Here is a 17,454-nt window from a genome sequence, read left to right as displayed (position 1 = left end):
TACAGCATCGCGCGCTGGGTGATCCTCGGGTCGTTGCCCTGGCGGGCCGACGCGTACGACGCGACGGCGGTTTCGCCGGCGGCCCCACGGGAGGCGAGCAGCCAGTGCAGGTCGCGGGCCGGGTCGCCCACACACAGGGCCGACCAGCCGAGTACCGCGGACACTGAATCATCGGTGATCAGGAACGAGTCGGCCGACAGCGACCCGTGCACCACGCAGGGCGCGAACTGCCAGAGGCTGTCGTCGTCGGTGGCCTGTTCCCAGCGGCGCAGGATCGCGGCGGGCAGGTAGCCGGTCGCGGCCGCCCGGTCGATCAGGGCGATGGTGCCGGTGCGGCACTCCTGCGCGCTCTGCTGCGGCAGCCCGGCGGTGCCGACGAAGGCGGTCGGCAGGGCGTGCACCGCGGCGATGGCGCGGCCGATCGAGCCGGACACGCCGGTGTGGCCGGTGAGGGCATCCGCGTCGAACGAATCACCCGCCAGGAATTCGTAGACGACGGCCCGGGTGCCGCCGAGCGGCGCCTGGCCCACGAACTGCGGCACGTCGAAGGGGAGCCGGCTGCGGTTGCCGACCGTGAGCGCGCGCAGGGCGACCAGATCGGCGGACTGCTCGGTCTCCGCGGACTGGGAGGAGGGAACACGGATGATGAGGGCACGGTCGTCACGGTCGATCAGCAGCGCCGAATCGAACGCGCCATTGGCTCCGCGAAACCGCGCCGCGGAGCCGTGCAGGCGCACCTGGACGACGTCGAGATCGGGAACGGCGGCAGTGGCCAGCGCGGCTAGAGTGAGAGGGGATCTGACCATGCCTTCTAGGTTAGGTCGACTTCCCCTCGGCGCGGTCGTTCGCCACGCCTCGACACAACTTCGGCAGTCTTGCCCGAGACCGAGGAGCCCCATGTCGTTCGCGTTCACATCCCGGCTGCCGCTTTCCCGCCACGCGGTCGACCGCGACAGCGAGGCGCGCGCCGCCCCCGGACTGCTGGACACGCTGCAGACGGATGCCGCCACCCGCGTGCTCGCGCTGTGGCGCGGCTCCGCACTGATGGAGGCCACGGCCCCCGACCGACTGCGCCTGCTGGCGCCCGGACGGGTTCCCGCCGGCGACCTCCGGCTGTACCTCGGCCGGTCCCTGGCTCGGGGTGCCCCCGAACCCGTGGGCACCCCGCTGGTCGCCGTGGTCCTGACCGACGAGCAGGCCGTGGCGCTCGAGCCCGACGAGTCCCGCTGGGCGCCGCTCCGTCACGTGGCGACCACCCTGTCCGACCGGGACGCGGGACTGTTCACCGAAACCCTCGGCGTCGTGAACTGGCACGCCTCCCACTCGCACTGCCCGCGCTGCGGCGCCGCCACCCTGGTCGAGAACGCCGGCTGGACGAGGCGCTGCCCCGACTGCGGCGGCCAGGTGTTCCCGCGCACCGACCCGGCCGTGATCGTGCTGATCACCGACGCCGACGACCGCATCCTGCTCGGCTCGAACGCCCTCTGGGAGCACAACCGCTACTCGCTCCTGGCCGGATTCGTCGAACCGGGCGAATCGCTCGAGGCGGCCGTCATCCGGGAGATGTTCGAGGAATCCGGCCTCCGGGTGACCGATCTGGTCTACCTGGGCTCGCAGCCCTGGCCGTTTCCGGCGTCGATCATGTTCGGCTTCACGGCCCGGCTCGCCGTCGGGCAGGCTCCGGAGGATCTCCTCCCCGACGGGGAGGAGATCCTCGACCTGCGCTGGTTCAGCCGCGACGAACTGCGGGCCTCCGGCGACGCCATCATCCTGCCCGGCCGATCCTCGATCGCCCGGGCGATCATCGAGCACTGGCTCGGCGAACCTCTCGATTTCGGTCCCGACGCGGTGCACGGATGGCGCTGACCGCCGCGTCCCTGCTGGCCGGCCTCGACGACCAGCAGCGGGTCGCCGCCGAGGCGCTCGTGGGCCCGGTGTGCATGCTCGCCGGCGCCGGCACCGGCAAGACCCGGGCGATCACCCACCGCATCGCCTACGGCGTGATGACCGGCGCGTACTCGCCGAACCGGGTGATGGCCCTCACCTTCACCGCGCGCGCCGCCGCGGAGTTGCGCGGCCGGCTACGCCAGCTCGGCGCCGGGGGCGTCGCAGCCCGCACGTTCCACTCGGCGGCCCTGTCCCAGCTGAACTATTTCTGGCCGCACGTCGTCGGTGGCCAGGCACCGCGCATCCTCGACGGCAAGGGCCGACTGCTCGGGCACGCCGCCGAGACCCTGAAGCTCAAGCTCGACACGGCCACCCTGCGCGACCTGGCCGCCGAGATCGAGTGGCGCAAGACCTCCGGCCTCGGCATCGAGGCCTACGGGGCCGGCATCGCCCGGCGCAGCCTGCCCGGCCGGCTCGACGTGGACCAGGTGCTGGCCATGATGGAGTCGTATGAGCGTCTCAAGGACGACCGCAAACAGATCGACTTCGAAGACGTGCTCCTGGCGATGGCCGGGATGATCGAGGCCGAGCCGTCCGTCGCCCTGCAGGTGCGCGAGCAGTACCGCTTCTTCGTCGTCGACGAATACCAGGACGTCTCCCCGCTGCAGCACGACCTGCTCTCGCTCTGGCTGGGGGAGCGCCGCGACCTCTGCGTCGTCGGCGACGCCAGCCAGACCATCTACTCCTTCGCGGGCGCCCGCAGCGACTACCTGCTCGACTTCCCCAAACGGTGGGAGGACGCCACCGTCGTGCGCCTCGAACAGAACTACCGCTCGACCGGGTCGATCGTCGCCACCGCCAACCAGCTGATGCGCGGGCGGGCCGGCGCCCTCACCCTGCGCGCCCACGCCGACGAGGTCGGCACCGAACCCGGTGTGCGCGAATACCCGAACGACATGGCGGAGGCCCGCGGCATCGCCCAGAACATCGTCGAGTTGATCGAGGGCGGCACCCGACCGGAGGACATCGCCGTGCTGTTCCGCGTGAACGTGCAGGCCGCCTTCCTCGAAACAGCCCTGGGCGACGTGGGGGTGAGCTACCAGATCCGCGGGTCGAAGCGCTTCTTCGACCTGGCCGAGGTCAAGCAGGCGGTGATGCAGCTGCGCGCGGCATCCGTTTCGATCGTCGGCGAACCCCTGTTCAAATCCGTCAGCGACGTGCTGCGCTCCCTCGGCTGGAGCCAGAGCGCGCCGGAGGCCCAGGGCGCGGTGCGCGACCGGTGGGAGTCGCTGAACGCGATCATGGGCCTCGTCGACCAGGCCCCGCCGGAGACAACGTTCCGCCAGTTCACCGACGAGCTGATGGAGCGCCAGGCCGGCCAGCACGAGCCGACGGTGTCCGCGGTGACGCTCGCGACCCTGCACTCGGCGAAGGGCCTCGAATGGGACGTCGTCTTCCTGATCGGGCTGTCCGAAGGGCTGGTGCCGATCAGCTACGCGGGCACCTTCGAGCAGATCGACGAGGAACGCCGGCTGCTCTACGTGGGCATCACCCGGGCGCGCAAACGGCTGTCCCTCAGCTGGTCGGCGGCCGGCCACCAGCAGCGCAGCCCCCGGGAGCGCTCCCGGTTCCTGTCCGAGATCGGCGCCCGCGGCGTGCGCGCGCCCGGCGCCCGCACCGCCTGACCCCGCCCGACCCCGCCCGACCCCACCCGACCCCGCCTGCCCACACTCGCCTGCGAGATCCGCCGAACCGTGAGTAACGCCCCTCCACGACGCTGAAACTGGGGCGTTACTCACGGTTCGGCGAGGAAAAGGGGGCGGGGTAGCCTCGTGACGTGCCCTCTTTTCCGTTCACCCGCCTGGCCGCGGTGCCCTACGCGCCGCTGCTGGTGACCCAGGCGCGCCGGCTGCGCCGCGACACGCCCCGGCTGCCCGACGCCGCCCTGCCCTGGACCGGTTCCCGGCCCGGACCCGACCCGCTGCGCATCCTCGTCCTCGGCGACTCGACCGCCGCCGGCGTGGGCGCCGAGACCCAGGCCGACGCCCTGCCGGGCTGGATCGCCCACGAGGTCGCCGAGCGCTGGGGCCGCGGCAGCACCTGGCGTGCGATCGGCGCGAACGGAGCCACGGCCCGGGACGTGCGCGAGCGCTTCCTGACGGATGCCGCCGCCGTCCCCTTCGACCTGGCCCTGCTGACCATCGGCGCGAACGACGCGCTCGGACTGCGCTCCCGGAGCGCCTTCACCCGGGATGTGCGCCGGATCGTGCTCGCCCTCCGGGCCGCGGCGCCTGAGGCGGCCGTGCTCGTCTCGCTGATGCCGCGCTTCGACCGCTTCGCCCTGCTCCCCGAACCCCTGCGCGCCACCCTCGCCCGGCACGCCGCGAGCCTCGACACCGGCGCCCGCCTGGCCGTGGAGGGCCTCGGCGGGGTCGTGGCGATCCCGACCCCGCCGCCCTACGTCGACGGCTTCTTCGCCAGCGACGAGTTCCACCCGAGCGCGCTCGGCTACCGCCTCTGGGCCCGGTTCGTCTTCGACTCGGCGCCGGGCCTCCGCCTCGACCGCCCGGCCGGCTGAGAGCACACGCTGGCGCTGCTCCGCACCCTCGACGTCGACGGAGTCGGGGCGTTGCTGCGGCTGCTCCGGTCACACCCGCTGCTCCGGTCACGCCCGGTCGGGGCTCCCCCTGCCGGGCAACGCGGTCACGGTGCGGCAGCCGCACCGCTCATGCGGCCGGTAGCCGCGGCGGGTGAGCGCGCCGGACGCCGCGTCGAAGACGAGCGCTGTCTCCGTGAGGAGCGACCGCCCGAGCACCAGCCGGTCGTGGCTGATCCCGGCGACGAGCGCGGCCACGTCGATGCCGGCCCGTGGGGTCTCCGTGGGCGCCCGGCGGCTGAGCAACTGGCAGGCGACGGCCGCCCAGGACGGATCCGATTCCATGTGCGCCAGCTCCAGGCAGTACAGGCAGGGGCCGACCCCCGGCTCGACCAGCGGCCCGATCCGCACCTCGGTGTCGCTGAAGACCACGGGCAGGTGCGGGATGTCCCGGCGCAGCCAGCGCCCGTGCCGCTCCGGTGTCAGCGCGTAATGGCCCACCACCACGGCCAGCCCGGTGCCGGGGCCATCGGCCGCGGCCGGCGTCAGGCCCAGCGTGCCGATCAGGGTGCGGATCAGGTCCGCCGTGAGCCCGACCCCGTCGACGCAGATCGTGCGCGGGGCCGCCCCAGCCGGTTCGGGCAGCCGGGCCGGGCCCGGAACGGTCTCCGCGGTGACCAGAAGGGCCGGCCGCAGGGCGCGGAGCAGCGCCAGGATGGCCTCGTCGGAGGCCCCGCCCTCCCGTCCGATCATCAGGGCGCCCGAGCGCGGCACGCCCACGAACAGGGCCGCGAGCACCCGCTCGAGGCCGGGGCTCATGGCGGTGATCACGACGAGCGGGCGGTCGACGCCGACCTGGATGCTGTCCGGCGACCGCCAGACGACCGGATACCGTGGATCGAGTCGAAGTGTCATCCGGCGATGATGCCGCACTCGGCGGGGCCGCGCGCGAGTCATCCACAGCCCAGAGCCCACAACCGCGACCGGAGCCCACAACCGCGACCGGAGCCCACAACCGCGACCGGAGCCCACAACCGCGGGCCCCGGTCGCGGCCGCTCGCCCGATCCTCGGCGTCAGTCCAGCATCCGCCCCTAGGATTTCGCTATGACGACGCGACGACGTGTGCTTGTGACCGGCGCCACCGGATATATCGGCGGCCGGCTCGTTCCCCTGCTGTTGGAAGACGGCTACGACGTGCGCGTGCTCGTGCGCACCCCGCAGAAGCTGAAGGATGTCCCCTGGGTCGGACAGGTGGAGGTGGCCGAGGGTGACCTCGGGGACCTGGCCAGCGTGCGATCCGCCGTCGCCGGGGTCGACGTGCTCTACTACCTGGTGCACTCGATGGGCACCCGCGGCGATTTCGAGAGCACGGAACGCCTCGCGGCGCAGAACGTGGCCACGGCCGCCGCCGAGGCCGGGGTCTCCCGCATCGTCTACCTGGGCGGGCTGCACCCCGACACCGAGGACCTGTCCCAGCACCTGCGCTCCCGGGCCGAGGTCGGCCGCATCCTGCTGGATTCCGGCGTGCCGACCGCCGCCCTGCAGGCCGGGGTGGTGATCGGGTCCGGCTCCACCTCGTTCGAGATGATCCGGCACCTGACCGACGTGCTGCCCTACATGCCGGCGCCGCAGTGGGTGCGCAACAAGATCCAGCCGATCGCCGTGCGGGACGTGCTCTACTATCTCGTCGCTTCGGCGGAGCTTCCCGCCGACGTCAGCCGCACCTTCGACATCGGCGGCCCCGACGTGCTGCGCTACGGCCAGATGATGAACGGGTACGCCCTGGAGGCAGGCCTGCGTCAGCGCCCCATCGCGTCCCTGCCCGTGTTCACGCCCTGGCTCGCGTCGCAGTGGGTCAACCTGGTCACGCCCATCCCGCGCAGCCTGGCCGTGCCGATCATCGCGAGCCTGCAGAACGACTGCGTCGTGCATGAGCGTGACATCGACCGGTACATTCCCCAGCCGACAGAGGGACTCACCGGGTACCGCACCGCCGTACGCCTGGCCCTCGGCCGCATGCGCGACGGTGACGTCGAGACCAGCTGGCAGAATGCGTCGATCGCCGGCGCGTCGAGCAACCCCCTGCCCAGCGACCCCGAATGGGCCGGGCACCTCGTCTACACCGACCTCAAGGAGAAGCACACCGCAGCGAAGCCGGAAGACCTGTGGCGCGTGATCGAGAGCATCGGCGGCGACAACGGCTGGTACTCGTTCCCGCTGGCCTGGGCCATCCGCGGCTGGATGGACAAGCTCGTCGGCGGCGTCGGTCTACGCCGCGGCCGCCGCAACCCCGACCACCTGCACACGGGCGACGTGCTGGACTTCTGGCGGGTCGAACGCATCGACACCGGCCGGTTCCTGCGCCTGCGCGCCGAGATGCGGGTTCCCGGCCGGGCGTGGCTCGAGATGACGGCCGAGCCGGCACAGGGTGGCGGCTCGGTGTACCGCCAGCGCGCCGTCTTCTTCCCGCGGGGACTGGGCGGACGGCTCTACTGGTTCGCGATCCTGCCCTTCCACGGCGTCATCTTCAACGGCATGGCCAACCGGATCACGGCGGCCGCCGTCGGGGAAGCCGCCGTGGAGGCGGCCGTGACCAATGCGAACGCCACGGAGGCCCCCAGGTCGGACGAGCCGGCCTCCGAGCGGATCGCCTGAGCCTGACCGGACCCGCGAACACCTAGCCGGTACGGCGCCGACGAGGCATTATGGAAGGGTCGCGAGGGAGACTGTGATGCCCGCATCTGTGCTGTTCATCGGGGATGGTTTGACCGCGAACGGCCTCTGGTCGGACTGGCTTCCCGACTACGACGTGCACAACCTCGGCGCGACCGGGAAGACCACGGATGAGGTCATCGCCGAACTCGACGCGGTCGTCGACCGTCGGCCGGACGCCGTCGTGGTGCAGGTCGGCAGCAACGATCTGGGTTGGCGCCGATCGGATGAGTACATCGTGCGCAACATGGAAACGGTGCTCTGCGCGTTGCGCAAGCGCCTGCCGGCCGTGCGCATCCTGATCGTGTCGGTGCCGCCGCGCGAACGCGAATTCGCCGACACCGTGCGCTCGATCAACCACCACCTGCGCCAGTTCGCGCCCACCCAGCACGCCCAGTACCTGGACCTGTGGTCGCGGCTGGCCCGGCCCGACGGCGAAATCGACGCGGCCTACTCAGATGACCGGCTGCACCTGAACGACGCGGCCTATGCGGCCTGGGTGAGCGAGCTCAAACCCGCACTCGAGATCCTGTTCCAGCGCCCGCCGTCGAGCAGCGCGATCCCGATCCAGCAAATCTGACGCGGGGGCGTCAGTGCGTGGGGAGGTGCGCCGAGATCTGCTCGTCCGGTTCGAGTTCCGGCTGGCGCTCCCGGAAGAGATTGAGCTGGCGCTGACGGTAGACACCGACCAGATTCGTGATGTCGTGATGATCGGTGTGGCCGGGGTTGTTCGGCAGGGATGCAGATTCTGAGGTCACAGTGACAACCAATTCGTCTCGGGGGGAACGACCGATGCCCGGGTTCGGAGCATCCAGAGACGCTAATGGATTCCCCCGGTGATGTCAACGCGGCGCGCTCCGCCGTTCATCAGCCCCGGTTGTTGTTGAGTTCGAAGACCTTGAGCAGCTCCGCGATGGCGGTCTCGCGAGCCGCGCCTCCCGCCTCGAACATCTCGGTCACGTGAGTCTGCAGGTGATTGTCGACCAGGAGCTTGTTGAGTGAGCCGAGCGACTTCTGGATCGACAGGGACTGCGTGAGGATGTCGATGCAGTAGTCCTCGTTCTCGATCATCTTCTCCAGGCCGCGCATCTGGCCTTCGAGGATGCGGGCACGGTGCAGGGCACGCCGTTTGATGTCTTCGATCATGCGATCAGAGTACCGTGGATCGGAATACCCCCGAGGGGTATTCTGTTATCTTCGGGGAAGCTGTCTCGGGGCGTCCGTCCCGAGCGAAAGGACACCCGTGTCGAACACCGTCGACCTCTCCATCGAAGGCATGACCTGCGCGAGCTGCGTGGGCCGCGTGGAAGGGCGCCTGAACGGTGTGGACGGCGTCACCGCCCAGGTCAACCTCGCCACGGAGCGGGCCCGGGTGACCTACCCCGAGGGGGTCACCCCCGCCGAGCTGATCGCCGAGGTCGGCAAGGCCGGCTACCAGGCGGCCGTCGTCGAACCGGCATCCGTTCGTCGATCGACGCCGGCCGAGGCGCAGGCTCCGTCGACCCCGCTGCGCACCCGGCTCCTGGTCAGCGCCTCGCTTTCGATCCCCGTCATCGTGCTCGCGATGGTGCCGGCCCTGCAGTTCACCTACTGGCAGTGGCTGTCGCTGGTGCTGGCCGCCCCGGTCGTGGTGTGGGGCGGGTTCCCGTTCCACCGCGCCACCTTCACGAACCTGCGCCACGGCGCCGTCACCATGGACACCCTGATCACCGTGGGCACGCTGGCCTCCTTCGGCTGGTCGCTCTACGCCCTGTTCTTCGGGATGGCCGGGATGGCCGGGATGCGGCACTCCTTCGAGTTCACGATCAGCCGCGGAGACGCCTCCGGCGACATCTACCTCGAGGTCGCCGCCGGCGTGATCACCTTCCTGCTGCTGGGGCGCTACCTCGAGGAACGGTCCAAGAAACGGGCCGGTTCCGCGCTGCACGCCCTGCTCGACCTCGGGGCGAAAGACGTCACGGTCGTGCGGGAGAGCCCGAGCAGCCCGGGCAACCTCCTTGCCGCCACCCGCACCGAGCAGAGCATCGCGATCGAGGACCTCTCCATCGGCGACCTGTTCGTGGTGCGTCCGGGCGAGAAGATCGCGACCGACGGCGTCGTGGTCGACGGCCAGGCCGCCGTCGACCTGAGCATGATCACGGGGGAGTCCGTGCCGATCGAGGTCGGGCCGGGCGACGAGGTCGTCGGCGCCACGGTCGCCCAGGGCGGCCGGCTCCTGGTGCGTGCCACCCAGGTGGGCGCCGGAACGCGCCTCGCCCAGATGGCGAAGCTCGTCGAGGATGCCCAGCTCGGCAAATCAGACATCCAGCGCCTCGCCGACCGGGTCGCCAACGTCTTCGTGCCCGCGGTCATCCTGCTCGCCCTGGCCACCTTCCTGTTCTGGATCGCCACCGGCAGCTCCGTCGAGGCCGGCTTCACCGCCATGGTGGCCGTGCTGATCATCGCCTGCCCCTGTGCCCTCGGTCTGGCCACGCCCGTCGCGCTGCTGGTGGGAACCGGCCGGGGCGCCCAGCTGGGCATCCTGATCAAGGGCCCGGAGGCCCTCGAACAGACCCGGCGCGTCGACACCATCCTGCTCGACAAGACCGGAACCCTCACCACCGGGCGGATGTCACTCGGCCAGATCACCGCCACCGGCGACACCGACATGGCCCTGCGCTACGCGGCGGCGCTGGAGAGCGCCTCCGAGCATCCCATCGCCCGGGCCATCGTCGCCGCGGCGCGTGAGTCCGCCACGACGCTGCCCGACGTGACCGGATTCCGGGCCACCGCCGGCCTCGGCGTCTCCGGCACGGTCGAGGGCCACGCGGTCCTCGTCGGCCGGCCCGCGCTCTTCCCCGGCACCCTCGACCCGCTGCTGTCCCAGGCCATCGAGGCCTCCACCGGCACCGCCGTCGTGGTCGGCTGGGACGACGAGGCGCGGGCCGTGCTCGACATCGCCGACACCGTGCGGTCCGAGGCTCCGGCAGCGCTCGCCGAGCTCGTCTCGCTCGGGCTGACCCCGATCCTCCTCACCGGTGACAACGCCCGCACCGCCGGCCAGGTCGCCGCCGCCGTCGGGATCGACCAGGTCTTCTCCGACATGCTCCCCGAAGACAAGGTCGCCACGATCCGGCGCCTGCAGTCCGAGGGCCGCATGGTGGCCATGGTCGGCGACGGAGTGAACGACGCCGCCGCGCTCGCCCAGGCGAACCTGGGCATCGCCCTGGCCACCGGAACCGACGTGGCCATCGAGGCCGGCGACGTCACCATCGTGCGCGACCACCTCGGCGCCGTGCCCGACGCCATCCGGCTGTCCCGCCGCACCCTGCGCGTGATCAAGGGCAACCTGTTCTGGGCCTTCGCCTACAACCTGGCGGCGCTTCCGCTGGCCGCGTTCGGGCTGCTCAACCCGATGATCGCCGGCGCCGCGATGGCATTCTCCAGCCTCTTCGTGGTACTCAACAGCCTGCGCCTGAACACCTTCCGGTAACCGCCGCTCCCGGCGGGCGCTGAGTAGAGTGAAGGCATGCGTCGTGCGGTTTTCTTCCTGTTCACAGGCATACTCGGGGCACTCGGCCTGCTCGGCCTGTCCGTTCCCGGGCTCGCGGTCGCCGGCCCGGTGCACGCTTCGGGGGCCGTGTCGGCGGGCGTGGAGGACTTCGCCTTCGACTCCTGGCACTCCGATTTCGCGCTGGGCCTCACCGACGACGGGCACTCGCGCCTGACCACCACCGAGACGATCGTGGCCCGCTTTCCGGACACCGACCAGAACCGCGGCATCCTGCGCGCCATCCCCACCCATTACGACGGGCATCCGACCGACCTGGACCTGGTCAGCGTGACCGACGAGAACGGGCAGCAGCGCGACATCGAAACCGCTACGACCAGCGAAGACGGTGGGCAGCAGTTTCTGGAGGTGACGATCGCCGCCGACGATTTCGTGCACGGAACGCAGACCTACGTGATCACCTATGAGCAGGTCGACGTCACGCTGGACCCGACGGATGCCCCGATCCAGGAGTTCTACTGGGACGTCAACGGCACCGGCTGGGGCCAGCCGTTCGGCGACGTGTCCGCCACCCTCATCGTCGACCCCGAGGTTGCGCCCCGGCTCACGGGGGAGGCGGCCTGCTACCAGGGTTCCCGTGACTCCTCGGATCCCTGCGCCGGACTGACGACGGATGCCGCGGGCGAGGCCGTCACCATCGAGGTCACCGCCGGGGCACTCGGCCCGGCCGAGGGACTGACCCTGGCGGTCGGGTTCGAGCCCGGAACATTCCTGCCCCGCGACCAGTCGTTCACGGCGAACCCGTTCCCGGGCATCGGCCTCGCTGCGGCCCTGCTCGGCCTGCTCGGTATGGTCGGCGCCATCGTCGCCCGGGCCACGCGGTGGGCGAACGCGCCGGGCCGGCCGACCATCATCGCCGAGTACCTGCCGCCGAAGGGCGTGAACCTGCTCGTGGCCGGCGACGTGACCCGAACCGGCGCCAAGGCCATGACCGCCCAGTTCCTCAGTCTCGCGGTGCGCGGCAACGTGCGGGTGCGCGAGGGGGAGGGTGAGAAGCACTATCTCCTGGAGCTGCTGCACACCCGGGGCGTCGACCCGGCCGAGCACGCGGTGCTCCGGTTGCTGTTCCCGGGGGTGCAGGCGGGCACGAGCCGCGACCTCAAGGAGAAGGACACCAAGCTGGGTGCCGGGCTCACCAAGCAGCTGCAGGCGGTCCCGAAGCAGGTGCTGACCGACGGGTTGCGGGAGCAGAAGGGCGGGCGTCTCCGCCGCTGGCTGCTCGCCGGCGCCGTGCTGACCGGCATGCTGACCCTGGTCGGCTGCATCGGGGCCTTCGTCACGGAGGTCGGCGGGGGCTGGCCGGTCCTCGTGCTGGTGCTCGGCATCGCCGCCTCGGTCACGACCCTCGCCGTCGCCGCGAGCGTGCGCCCGCTCACCGCGGCCGGCGCCGAGCTGCGGGACTACCTGGCCGGCGTGAAGCTGTACATCGGCATAGCCGAAGCCGACCGGCTGCGAGTACTGCAGAGCCCGGAAGGCGCCCTACGGTCGCCCTACCGCCCGGACGCCGCATCCGTCATCGGTCTGCCCGGCCCGCCCGACCCCGGCCGGCCGGGGCAGGTGCTGAAGCTCTACGAACGCCTGCTTCCGTTCGCGGTGCTGTTCGGCCAGGAGAAGGACTGGTCGCGGGTGCTCGGCGACTACTACGCCCGGAGCGACGCGCAGCCGGACTGGTACGCTGGGTCCGCTCCGTTCAACCCGGTCTGGTTCGCCGCCGGGCTGAGTTCGTTCACGAGCTCCACCTCGGCCTCCTGGTCGGGAAGCGCGTCGAGTTCCTCCAGTTCCGGTTCCGGTGGGGGTGGCTCGGTCGGCGGCGGTGGCGGCGGCGGCGGAGGAGGAGGCGTCTGATGGGCACCCCGGTCGAACCCACATTCACGCGTACCGCACTGGCCCCCGGCCTGCTCGGGGCCGTCATTCTGCTGGGCGGGCTCGCGCTGCTGGACTCCGAGGGCTTCATCCTCATCCGCTACGCGGTCAGCATCCTTGCGCTGATCCTCTGCGTCTTCGCGATCCAGGCGAAGGCCTGGTGGTGGCTGATCGGTCTTGTGCCCATCGCGGTGCTCTGGAACCCGATCGTCGTCATCGACCTGTCCGGCCAGGGCTGGGTCTCCGCGCAGTTCATCGCCGCGCTGATCTTCATTCTCGTCGGCGTGGTCACCAAGGTGCCGGTGCGCCGGGATTGACGAGCGGGCGTACACTGAACCAACGTCGTAATAGCCCGCTTACCGTCTCGACCGTGCCGCTGCATCACAAATGCCGGTGGCTCAAATATGGTTGACACGTTGCTCGATTCAGGCTTCGACGTTTCGATCGCACCGGTGTCCACGGATGTCGCACCACGTCGAGCACGGCTCCCGTCTGCTGTGCTGCTGTGAAGTTGGAGAAGAATGGCTTACACCCGCCACCAGGCCGCCGGTTCGAACAACCGTGTTGCCGCCGGAGGGCGCGCACGATCGCGGCCCCGTTCCCGTGACGATGACGCACCCATCATCCCCATCCTCGCCCGCAAGGTGCGCGAGGTGGAGGCGAAGGCGCAGACCGGCGCCAAGCTGGGCCCGACCAACCGCACCAAGTACCAGGTCATCGCGCTCCTCATGCGCGAGGAACGCGCCCGGGTCAAGGGCGACAAAGAACTCACCGACGTGAACCGCGCGGAACTGCTGAAGCGACTCGACGGGATCGCCCAGATCCTGGCGAAGACCGCGGCGCGCGACACCAGCCTGATCACCCTTCTGGAACCGGATGCCGGCGTGTCCACGGTCGCGCAGCGATTCCGCCGCGACTGGTTGATCGAGTCCGGGGCCGAACTCTCGCCCGACGAACTCATCATCACCCGCGAGCCCGAGGCCCGGCCCGAGGTCCCGGTGAACCAGGTCATGCCGCAGTCGGTCAAGGCCCGCCAGCTCGCCAACCCGTTCCTCGCCCCCGATTTCAGTGCGGCGGCGGCCCAGCCGGTCGTCGCCGGCCGTCGACTGGCCAACTGGGAGCTCATCGGCCCGCTGTTCAAGTCCTTCGAGTACGGCTCCGGCGGCCAGGCCGCCAGCATGGACCTCCCCGAGGCTCCCCGCGTCGACCGGCTCTCGCCTCGCGGCATGGAGCTGATGCGCCACCAGGCCCGCTTCGTCGAAAGCGCGCGGCTGGGCCACCGCAGCTACCTGCTCGCGGACGAGCCGGGACTCGGGAAGACGGCGCAGAGCCTGCTCGCGGCATCCGTCACCGGGTCCTACCCGTTGCTGGCCATCGTGCCCAACGTCGTCAAAATGAACTGGGTGCGCGAGGTCGAACTGTGGACGCCGAACCGCCGGGCCACCGTCATCCACGGTGACGGCGACACCCTCGACGCGTTCGCCGACGTCGTCATCGTCAACTACGACGTGCTCGACCGGCACCGCGCCTGGCTGGGTACCCTCGGCTTCAGGGGCATGGTCGTCGACGAGGCGCACTTCATCAAAAACCTGCAGTCGCAGCGCTCCAAGCACGTGCTGGCCCTGGCCGAGCAGATCCGGCGCCGCACACCCGGCGGCAACCCGCTGCTGATGGCCCTGACCGGCACCCCGCTGATCAACGACGTCGACGACTTCCGGGCGATCTGGCAGTTCCTCGGCTGGCTCGACGGTGACAAGCCCGCCGCCAGGCTCATGCAGAAGCTCGAGGCGATCGGCCTGACCCCCGCCGACCCCGGCTTCTACGCCGAGGCCCGCGCCGCCGTGATCGACCTCGGCATTGTGCGCCGCCGCAAGGTCGACGTCGCCGCCGACCTGCCCGCCAAACGCATCGCCGACATCCCGGTGGAGCTGGACGACGACCTCGGTCGCTCCATCCGCCAGGCCGAACGGGAGCTCGCCGCCCGCCTGGTCACCCGCTACCACGCCCTCGTCGCCGCCCGCCACCCCGGCCAGACACCGCCGGTACTCGACGGCGAGCAGCGTGCCGCATTCATCCGCGCGGTCGCCCACGCCGAACTCGAGGAGTCGAAGGGGCAGACCACCGGTGAGAACGTCTTCACCATGGTGCGCAAGATCGGCCAGGCCAAGGCCGCCCTCGCCGCGGACTACGCCGTGCAGCTGGCGCACTCGGTCGGTAAGGTCGTGTTCTTCGCCAAGCACATCGACGTGATGGATGCCGCGGAGGACATCTTCGCCAGGCGCGGCCTGCGCACGGTCTCTCTGCGCGGCGACCAGAGCGCCCTCGCCCGCCAGGCCGCCATCGACTCCTTCAACGACGACCCGGGAGTGGCCGTCGTGGTGTGCTCCCTGACTGCCGCCGGCGTCGGCGTCAACCTGCAGGCCGCCTCCAACGTCGTGCTCGCCGAGCTCAGCTGGACCGCGGCCGAGCAGACGCAGGCCATCGACCGGGTGCACCGCATCGGCCAGGACGAGCCGGTCACCGCCTGGCGGATCATCGCCGCACACACCATCGACGCGCGCATCGCCGAACTCATCGGCAGCAAGCAGGGCCTCGCGGCCCGCGCCCTCGACGGCGCCGTCGAAGAGATCTCGTCCGCCGATTCCGTGCAGGCCAGCGCCCTGATCTACCTGCTGACCCTGGCACTCGACGGGGAGCTGTAGAACGCGCCCCTCACCGGCGTGGATTTGAACCGGGCCCCGTTTGGGGTCCATCATTGAGTGGCGGCGGTGTGGGCGCCAATTCTATTACTCGTGCAACAAGGAGCAATGACAAATGAAAATTGGAATCCTCACCAGCGGCGGAGACTGCCCCGGATTGAACGCGGTTATTCGCGGTTCCGTCCTTAAAGGCATCCGCGTCCTCGATGCCGAATTCGTCGGCATCCGCAACGGCTGGAAAGGGTTGGTCGAGGGCGACTTCATGACTCTGGACCGGCACAGCGTGCGCGGTCTCTCCCGCCAGGGGGGCACCATCCTCGGCAGCTCCCGCACGAACCCGTTCGAGGGTGACAACGGCGGCCCCATTAACATTCAGAAGACCATGGACGCGGAGGGGATCGACGCGATCATCGCGATCGGCGGCGAGGGCACCCTCACCGCGGCACGCCGTCTGACGGATGCCGGACTCCAGATCGTCGGCGTTCCCAAGACCATCGACAACGACCTCGAGGCCACCGACTACTCATTCGGCTTCAACACCGCCGTCGAGATCGCCACCGAGGCCATCGACCGTCTGCGCACCACGGCCGAGTCCCACGGCCGCTGTATGATCGTCGAGGTCATGGGCCGCCACGTGGGCTGGATCGCCCTGCACGCCGGCATGGCCGGCGGCGCCCACGCCATCCTGATCCCCGAGCAGCCGCAGACCATCGAGCAGATCTGCGAGTGGGTCATGCACGTGCGCGACCGCGGCCGCGCCCCCGTGCTCGTCGTCTCCGAGGGCTTCAAGCTCGCCGGCATGGACGAGGCACTCTCCACCAAGGGCCTCGACGCGTTCAACCGCCCCCGCCTCGGCGGCATCAGCGAAATGATCGCCCCGATGATCGAGGAGCGCACGGGCATTGAGACCCGCGCCACCGTCCTCGGCCACACCCAGCGCGGCGGCGCCCCGTCGGCCTACGACCGGGTGCTCGCAACCCGCCTCGGCATGGCGGCCGTCGACGCCGTCTACGCCGAACAGTGGGGCTCCATGGTCTCCCTGCGCGGCACCGACATGGAAATCGTCAGCATCGCCGACGCGACCATCGGTCTCAAGACCGTGCCGCAGGCGCGCTACGACGAAGCCGCGGTGCTGTTCGGCTAGTCCCGTACCGAGCCGCTCCGTACCGAGTCGCCCCGTTCCAGGCGCCGAGGGGTTCCGGACCGATCTCCGCCGACCGGCAGAAATCGGTCCGGGACCCCACGTCCGTTCCGGGGCTCGTTCGTGCGCGGCGCGCCTCAGGCGAGTTTGGCCTGGACCTGCGCCAGGGACGGATTCGTCGCGCTCGAGCCGTCCGGGTACAGGATGGTCGGAACCGTGCGGTTGCCGTTGTTCAGGCTCATCACGAGTTCCGACGTGCCCTCGACCTCTTCCACGTTGATCTCGGTGAAGCCGATGCCGGCCTTGACCAGCTGGGTCTTCAGGCGCGTGCAATAGCCGCACCAGGTCGTCGTGAACATGGTTATGGTTCCGGATTCAGGCACGAAGTTCATGGGGGCAGCCTAACAAGTCGCGCTGGCCGGGAGCTCCGCCCCATCTCGTTAGCATTGGTGCATGGCTCTTCCCCAGGTGTGCGTCTGCTACCTCACCCGCCGATCCCCGTCGGGGGAGTTGCAGGTGCTGCTGGGACGCAAGAAGAAGGGCCTGGGCCTCGGCAACATCGTCGGCCTGGGCGGCAAGCTCGAGGCGGGCGAGTCGGCCGTGGAGGCGATGGTGCGGGAGATCGAGGAGGAGTCCGGCCTGGTCGTCGAGGCATCCGCTCTCACCCCGCTCGGTCTGCTGACCTACCTTTTTCCGCACCGGGAGGCCTGGAGCCAGGAATCGAGCGTCTTCGTCTGCACGCAGTGGAGCGGCACCCCGCGCGAGTCCGACGAGCTGAACCCGGTCTGGTTCGACGTGGCCACGCTGCCGGTCGATGAGATGTGGGACGACGCCCGGCACTGGCTGCCGGGCGTGCTCGCCGGCATCCCGGTGCGGGCCACCTTCACCTTCGGCGAGGACCTCGCCACGGTGGTCGACCGGCTCTGAACTTGCGCCGCCGCGCGGTAGCCGCGCCGCCGCGCGGGTGGCACGCCACGCGCGGAGCGGCGCGGCACGCGCGCGACG

Annotated in this window: 15 protein-coding genes and 1 pseudogene; 11 read left to right on the top strand and 5 right to left on the bottom strand. The window is 70.4% G+C overall.

Going from position 1 to position 17,454, the window contains the following annotated elements:
- Nucleotides 1-44: 44 nt before the first annotated feature.
- Nucleotides 45-806: pseudogene (locus E3T23_RS15900) on the bottom strand (phosphotransferase); the annotation flags it as partial.
- A gap of 91 nt (nt 807-897) precedes the next feature.
- Between E3T23_RS15900 and nudC the strand changes: the two are divergent.
- From nudC to E3T23_RS04315, 3 genes are all read left to right on the top strand, one after another.
- The gene (gene nudC / locus E3T23_RS04325; RefSeq protein ID WP_134369185.1) at nt 898-1,866 is read left to right on the top strand and encodes an NAD(+) diphosphatase; all 969 of its coding nucleotides are present in this window, start codon (nt 898-900) and stop codon (nt 1,864-1,866) included.
- Nucleotides 1,857-3,572: an ATP-dependent helicase gene (locus tag E3T23_RS04320; protein ID WP_134369184.1), complete on the top strand. Its 1,716-nt coding sequence runs from the start codon at nt 1,857-1,859 to the stop codon at nt 3,570-3,572. Before nudC ends, E3T23_RS04320 begins: the two co-directional genes overlap by 10 nt.
- A gap of 152 nt (nt 3,573-3,724) precedes the next feature.
- Nucleotides 3,725-4,465, top strand: coding sequence for an SGNH/GDSL hydrolase family protein (locus tag E3T23_RS04315; RefSeq protein WP_134369183.1), 741 nt, complete (start codon nt 3,725-3,727; stop codon nt 4,463-4,465).
- 87 nt (nt 4,466-4,552) lie between these two features.
- Here the strand turns inward: E3T23_RS04315 and E3T23_RS04310 are convergent, their stop codons facing one another.
- Nucleotides 4,553-5,398, bottom strand: a complete 846-nt coding sequence (locus tag E3T23_RS04310) for a hypothetical protein (RefSeq protein ID WP_134369182.1) — start codon at nt 5,396-5,398, stop codon at nt 4,553-4,555.
- Nucleotides 5,399-5,588: 190 nt separating this feature from the next.
- Here E3T23_RS04310 and E3T23_RS04305 point away from each other — a divergent pair, with 190 nt between their 5' ends.
- Nucleotides 5,589-7,139: an SDR family oxidoreductase gene (locus tag E3T23_RS04305; protein WP_134369181.1), complete on the top strand. Its 1,551-nt coding sequence runs from the start codon at nt 5,589-5,591 to the stop codon at nt 7,137-7,139.
- 76 nt (nt 7,140-7,215) lie between these two features.
- Entirely contained in the window at nt 7,216-7,776 is a 561-nt protein-coding gene (locus E3T23_RS04300) for a GDSL-type esterase/lipase family protein (protein ID WP_134369180.1), read from the top strand.
- Nucleotides 7,777-7,786: 10 nt separating this feature from the next.
- Here E3T23_RS04300 and E3T23_RS15145 read toward each other — a convergent pair whose 3' ends face one another.
- A complete protein-coding gene (locus tag E3T23_RS15145) occupies nt 7,787-7,954 on the bottom strand; it encodes a hypothetical protein (protein WP_166806198.1) in 168 nt (55 codons plus the stop codon).
- Between the two features lie 109 nt (nt 7,955-8,063).
- A complete protein-coding gene (locus E3T23_RS04295) occupies nt 8,064-8,342 on the bottom strand; it encodes a metal-sensitive transcriptional regulator (protein WP_134369179.1) in 279 nt (92 codons plus the stop codon).
- Between the two features lie 97 nt (nt 8,343-8,439).
- Between E3T23_RS04295 and E3T23_RS04290 the strand changes: the two genes are divergently transcribed.
- From E3T23_RS04290 to E3T23_RS04270, 5 genes are all read left to right on the top strand, one after another.
- Nucleotides 8,440-10,668 (top strand): heavy metal translocating P-type ATPase, encoded by a 2,229-nt coding sequence (locus E3T23_RS04290; RefSeq protein WP_255570647.1) that lies wholly within the window; start codon nt 8,440-8,442, stop codon nt 10,666-10,668.
- 36 nt (nt 10,669-10,704) lie between these two features.
- Entirely contained in the window at nt 10,705-12,591 is a 1,887-nt protein-coding gene (locus tag E3T23_RS04285) for a DUF2207 family protein (protein WP_134369177.1), read from the top strand.
- Entirely contained in the window at nt 12,591-12,926 is a 336-nt protein-coding gene (locus E3T23_RS04280; protein WP_134369176.1) for a DUF6804 family protein, read from the top strand. Before E3T23_RS04285 ends, E3T23_RS04280 begins: the two co-directional genes overlap by 1 nt.
- 204 nt (nt 12,927-13,130) lie before the next feature.
- Nucleotides 13,131-15,311, top strand: coding sequence for a DEAD/DEAH box helicase (locus E3T23_RS04275; RefSeq protein WP_134369175.1), 2,181 nt, complete (start codon nt 13,131-13,133; stop codon nt 15,309-15,311).
- Between the two features lie 112 nt (nt 15,312-15,423).
- Nucleotides 15,424-16,452, top strand: a complete 1,029-nt coding sequence (locus tag E3T23_RS04270; RefSeq protein WP_134369174.1) for a 6-phosphofructokinase — start codon at nt 15,424-15,426, stop codon at nt 16,450-16,452.
- Between the two features lie 134 nt (nt 16,453-16,586).
- Here the strand turns inward: E3T23_RS04270 and E3T23_RS04265 are convergent, their stop codons facing one another.
- The gene (locus tag E3T23_RS04265; RefSeq protein ID WP_134369173.1) at nt 16,587-16,841 is read right to left on the bottom strand and encodes a mycoredoxin; all 255 of its coding nucleotides are present in this window, start codon (nt 16,839-16,841) and stop codon (nt 16,587-16,589) included.
- Between the two features lie 61 nt (nt 16,842-16,902).
- On the opposite strand from E3T23_RS04265, the gene E3T23_RS04260 reads away from it, so the two are divergent.
- Nucleotides 16,903-17,376, top strand: coding sequence for an 8-oxo-dGTP diphosphatase (locus E3T23_RS04260; RefSeq protein ID WP_134369172.1), 474 nt, complete (start codon nt 16,903-16,905; stop codon nt 17,374-17,376).
- The last annotated feature ends 78 nt before the right edge of the window (nt 17,377-17,454 follow it).

The organism is Cryobacterium cheniae (assembly GCF_004403395.1).
Taxonomy (GTDB): Bacteria; Actinomycetota; Actinomycetes; order Actinomycetales; family Microbacteriaceae; genus Cryobacterium; species Cryobacterium cheniae.
Note: the sequence above shows the minus strand (reverse complement) of the source record. Positions and strands in the feature narration are given on the sequence as shown.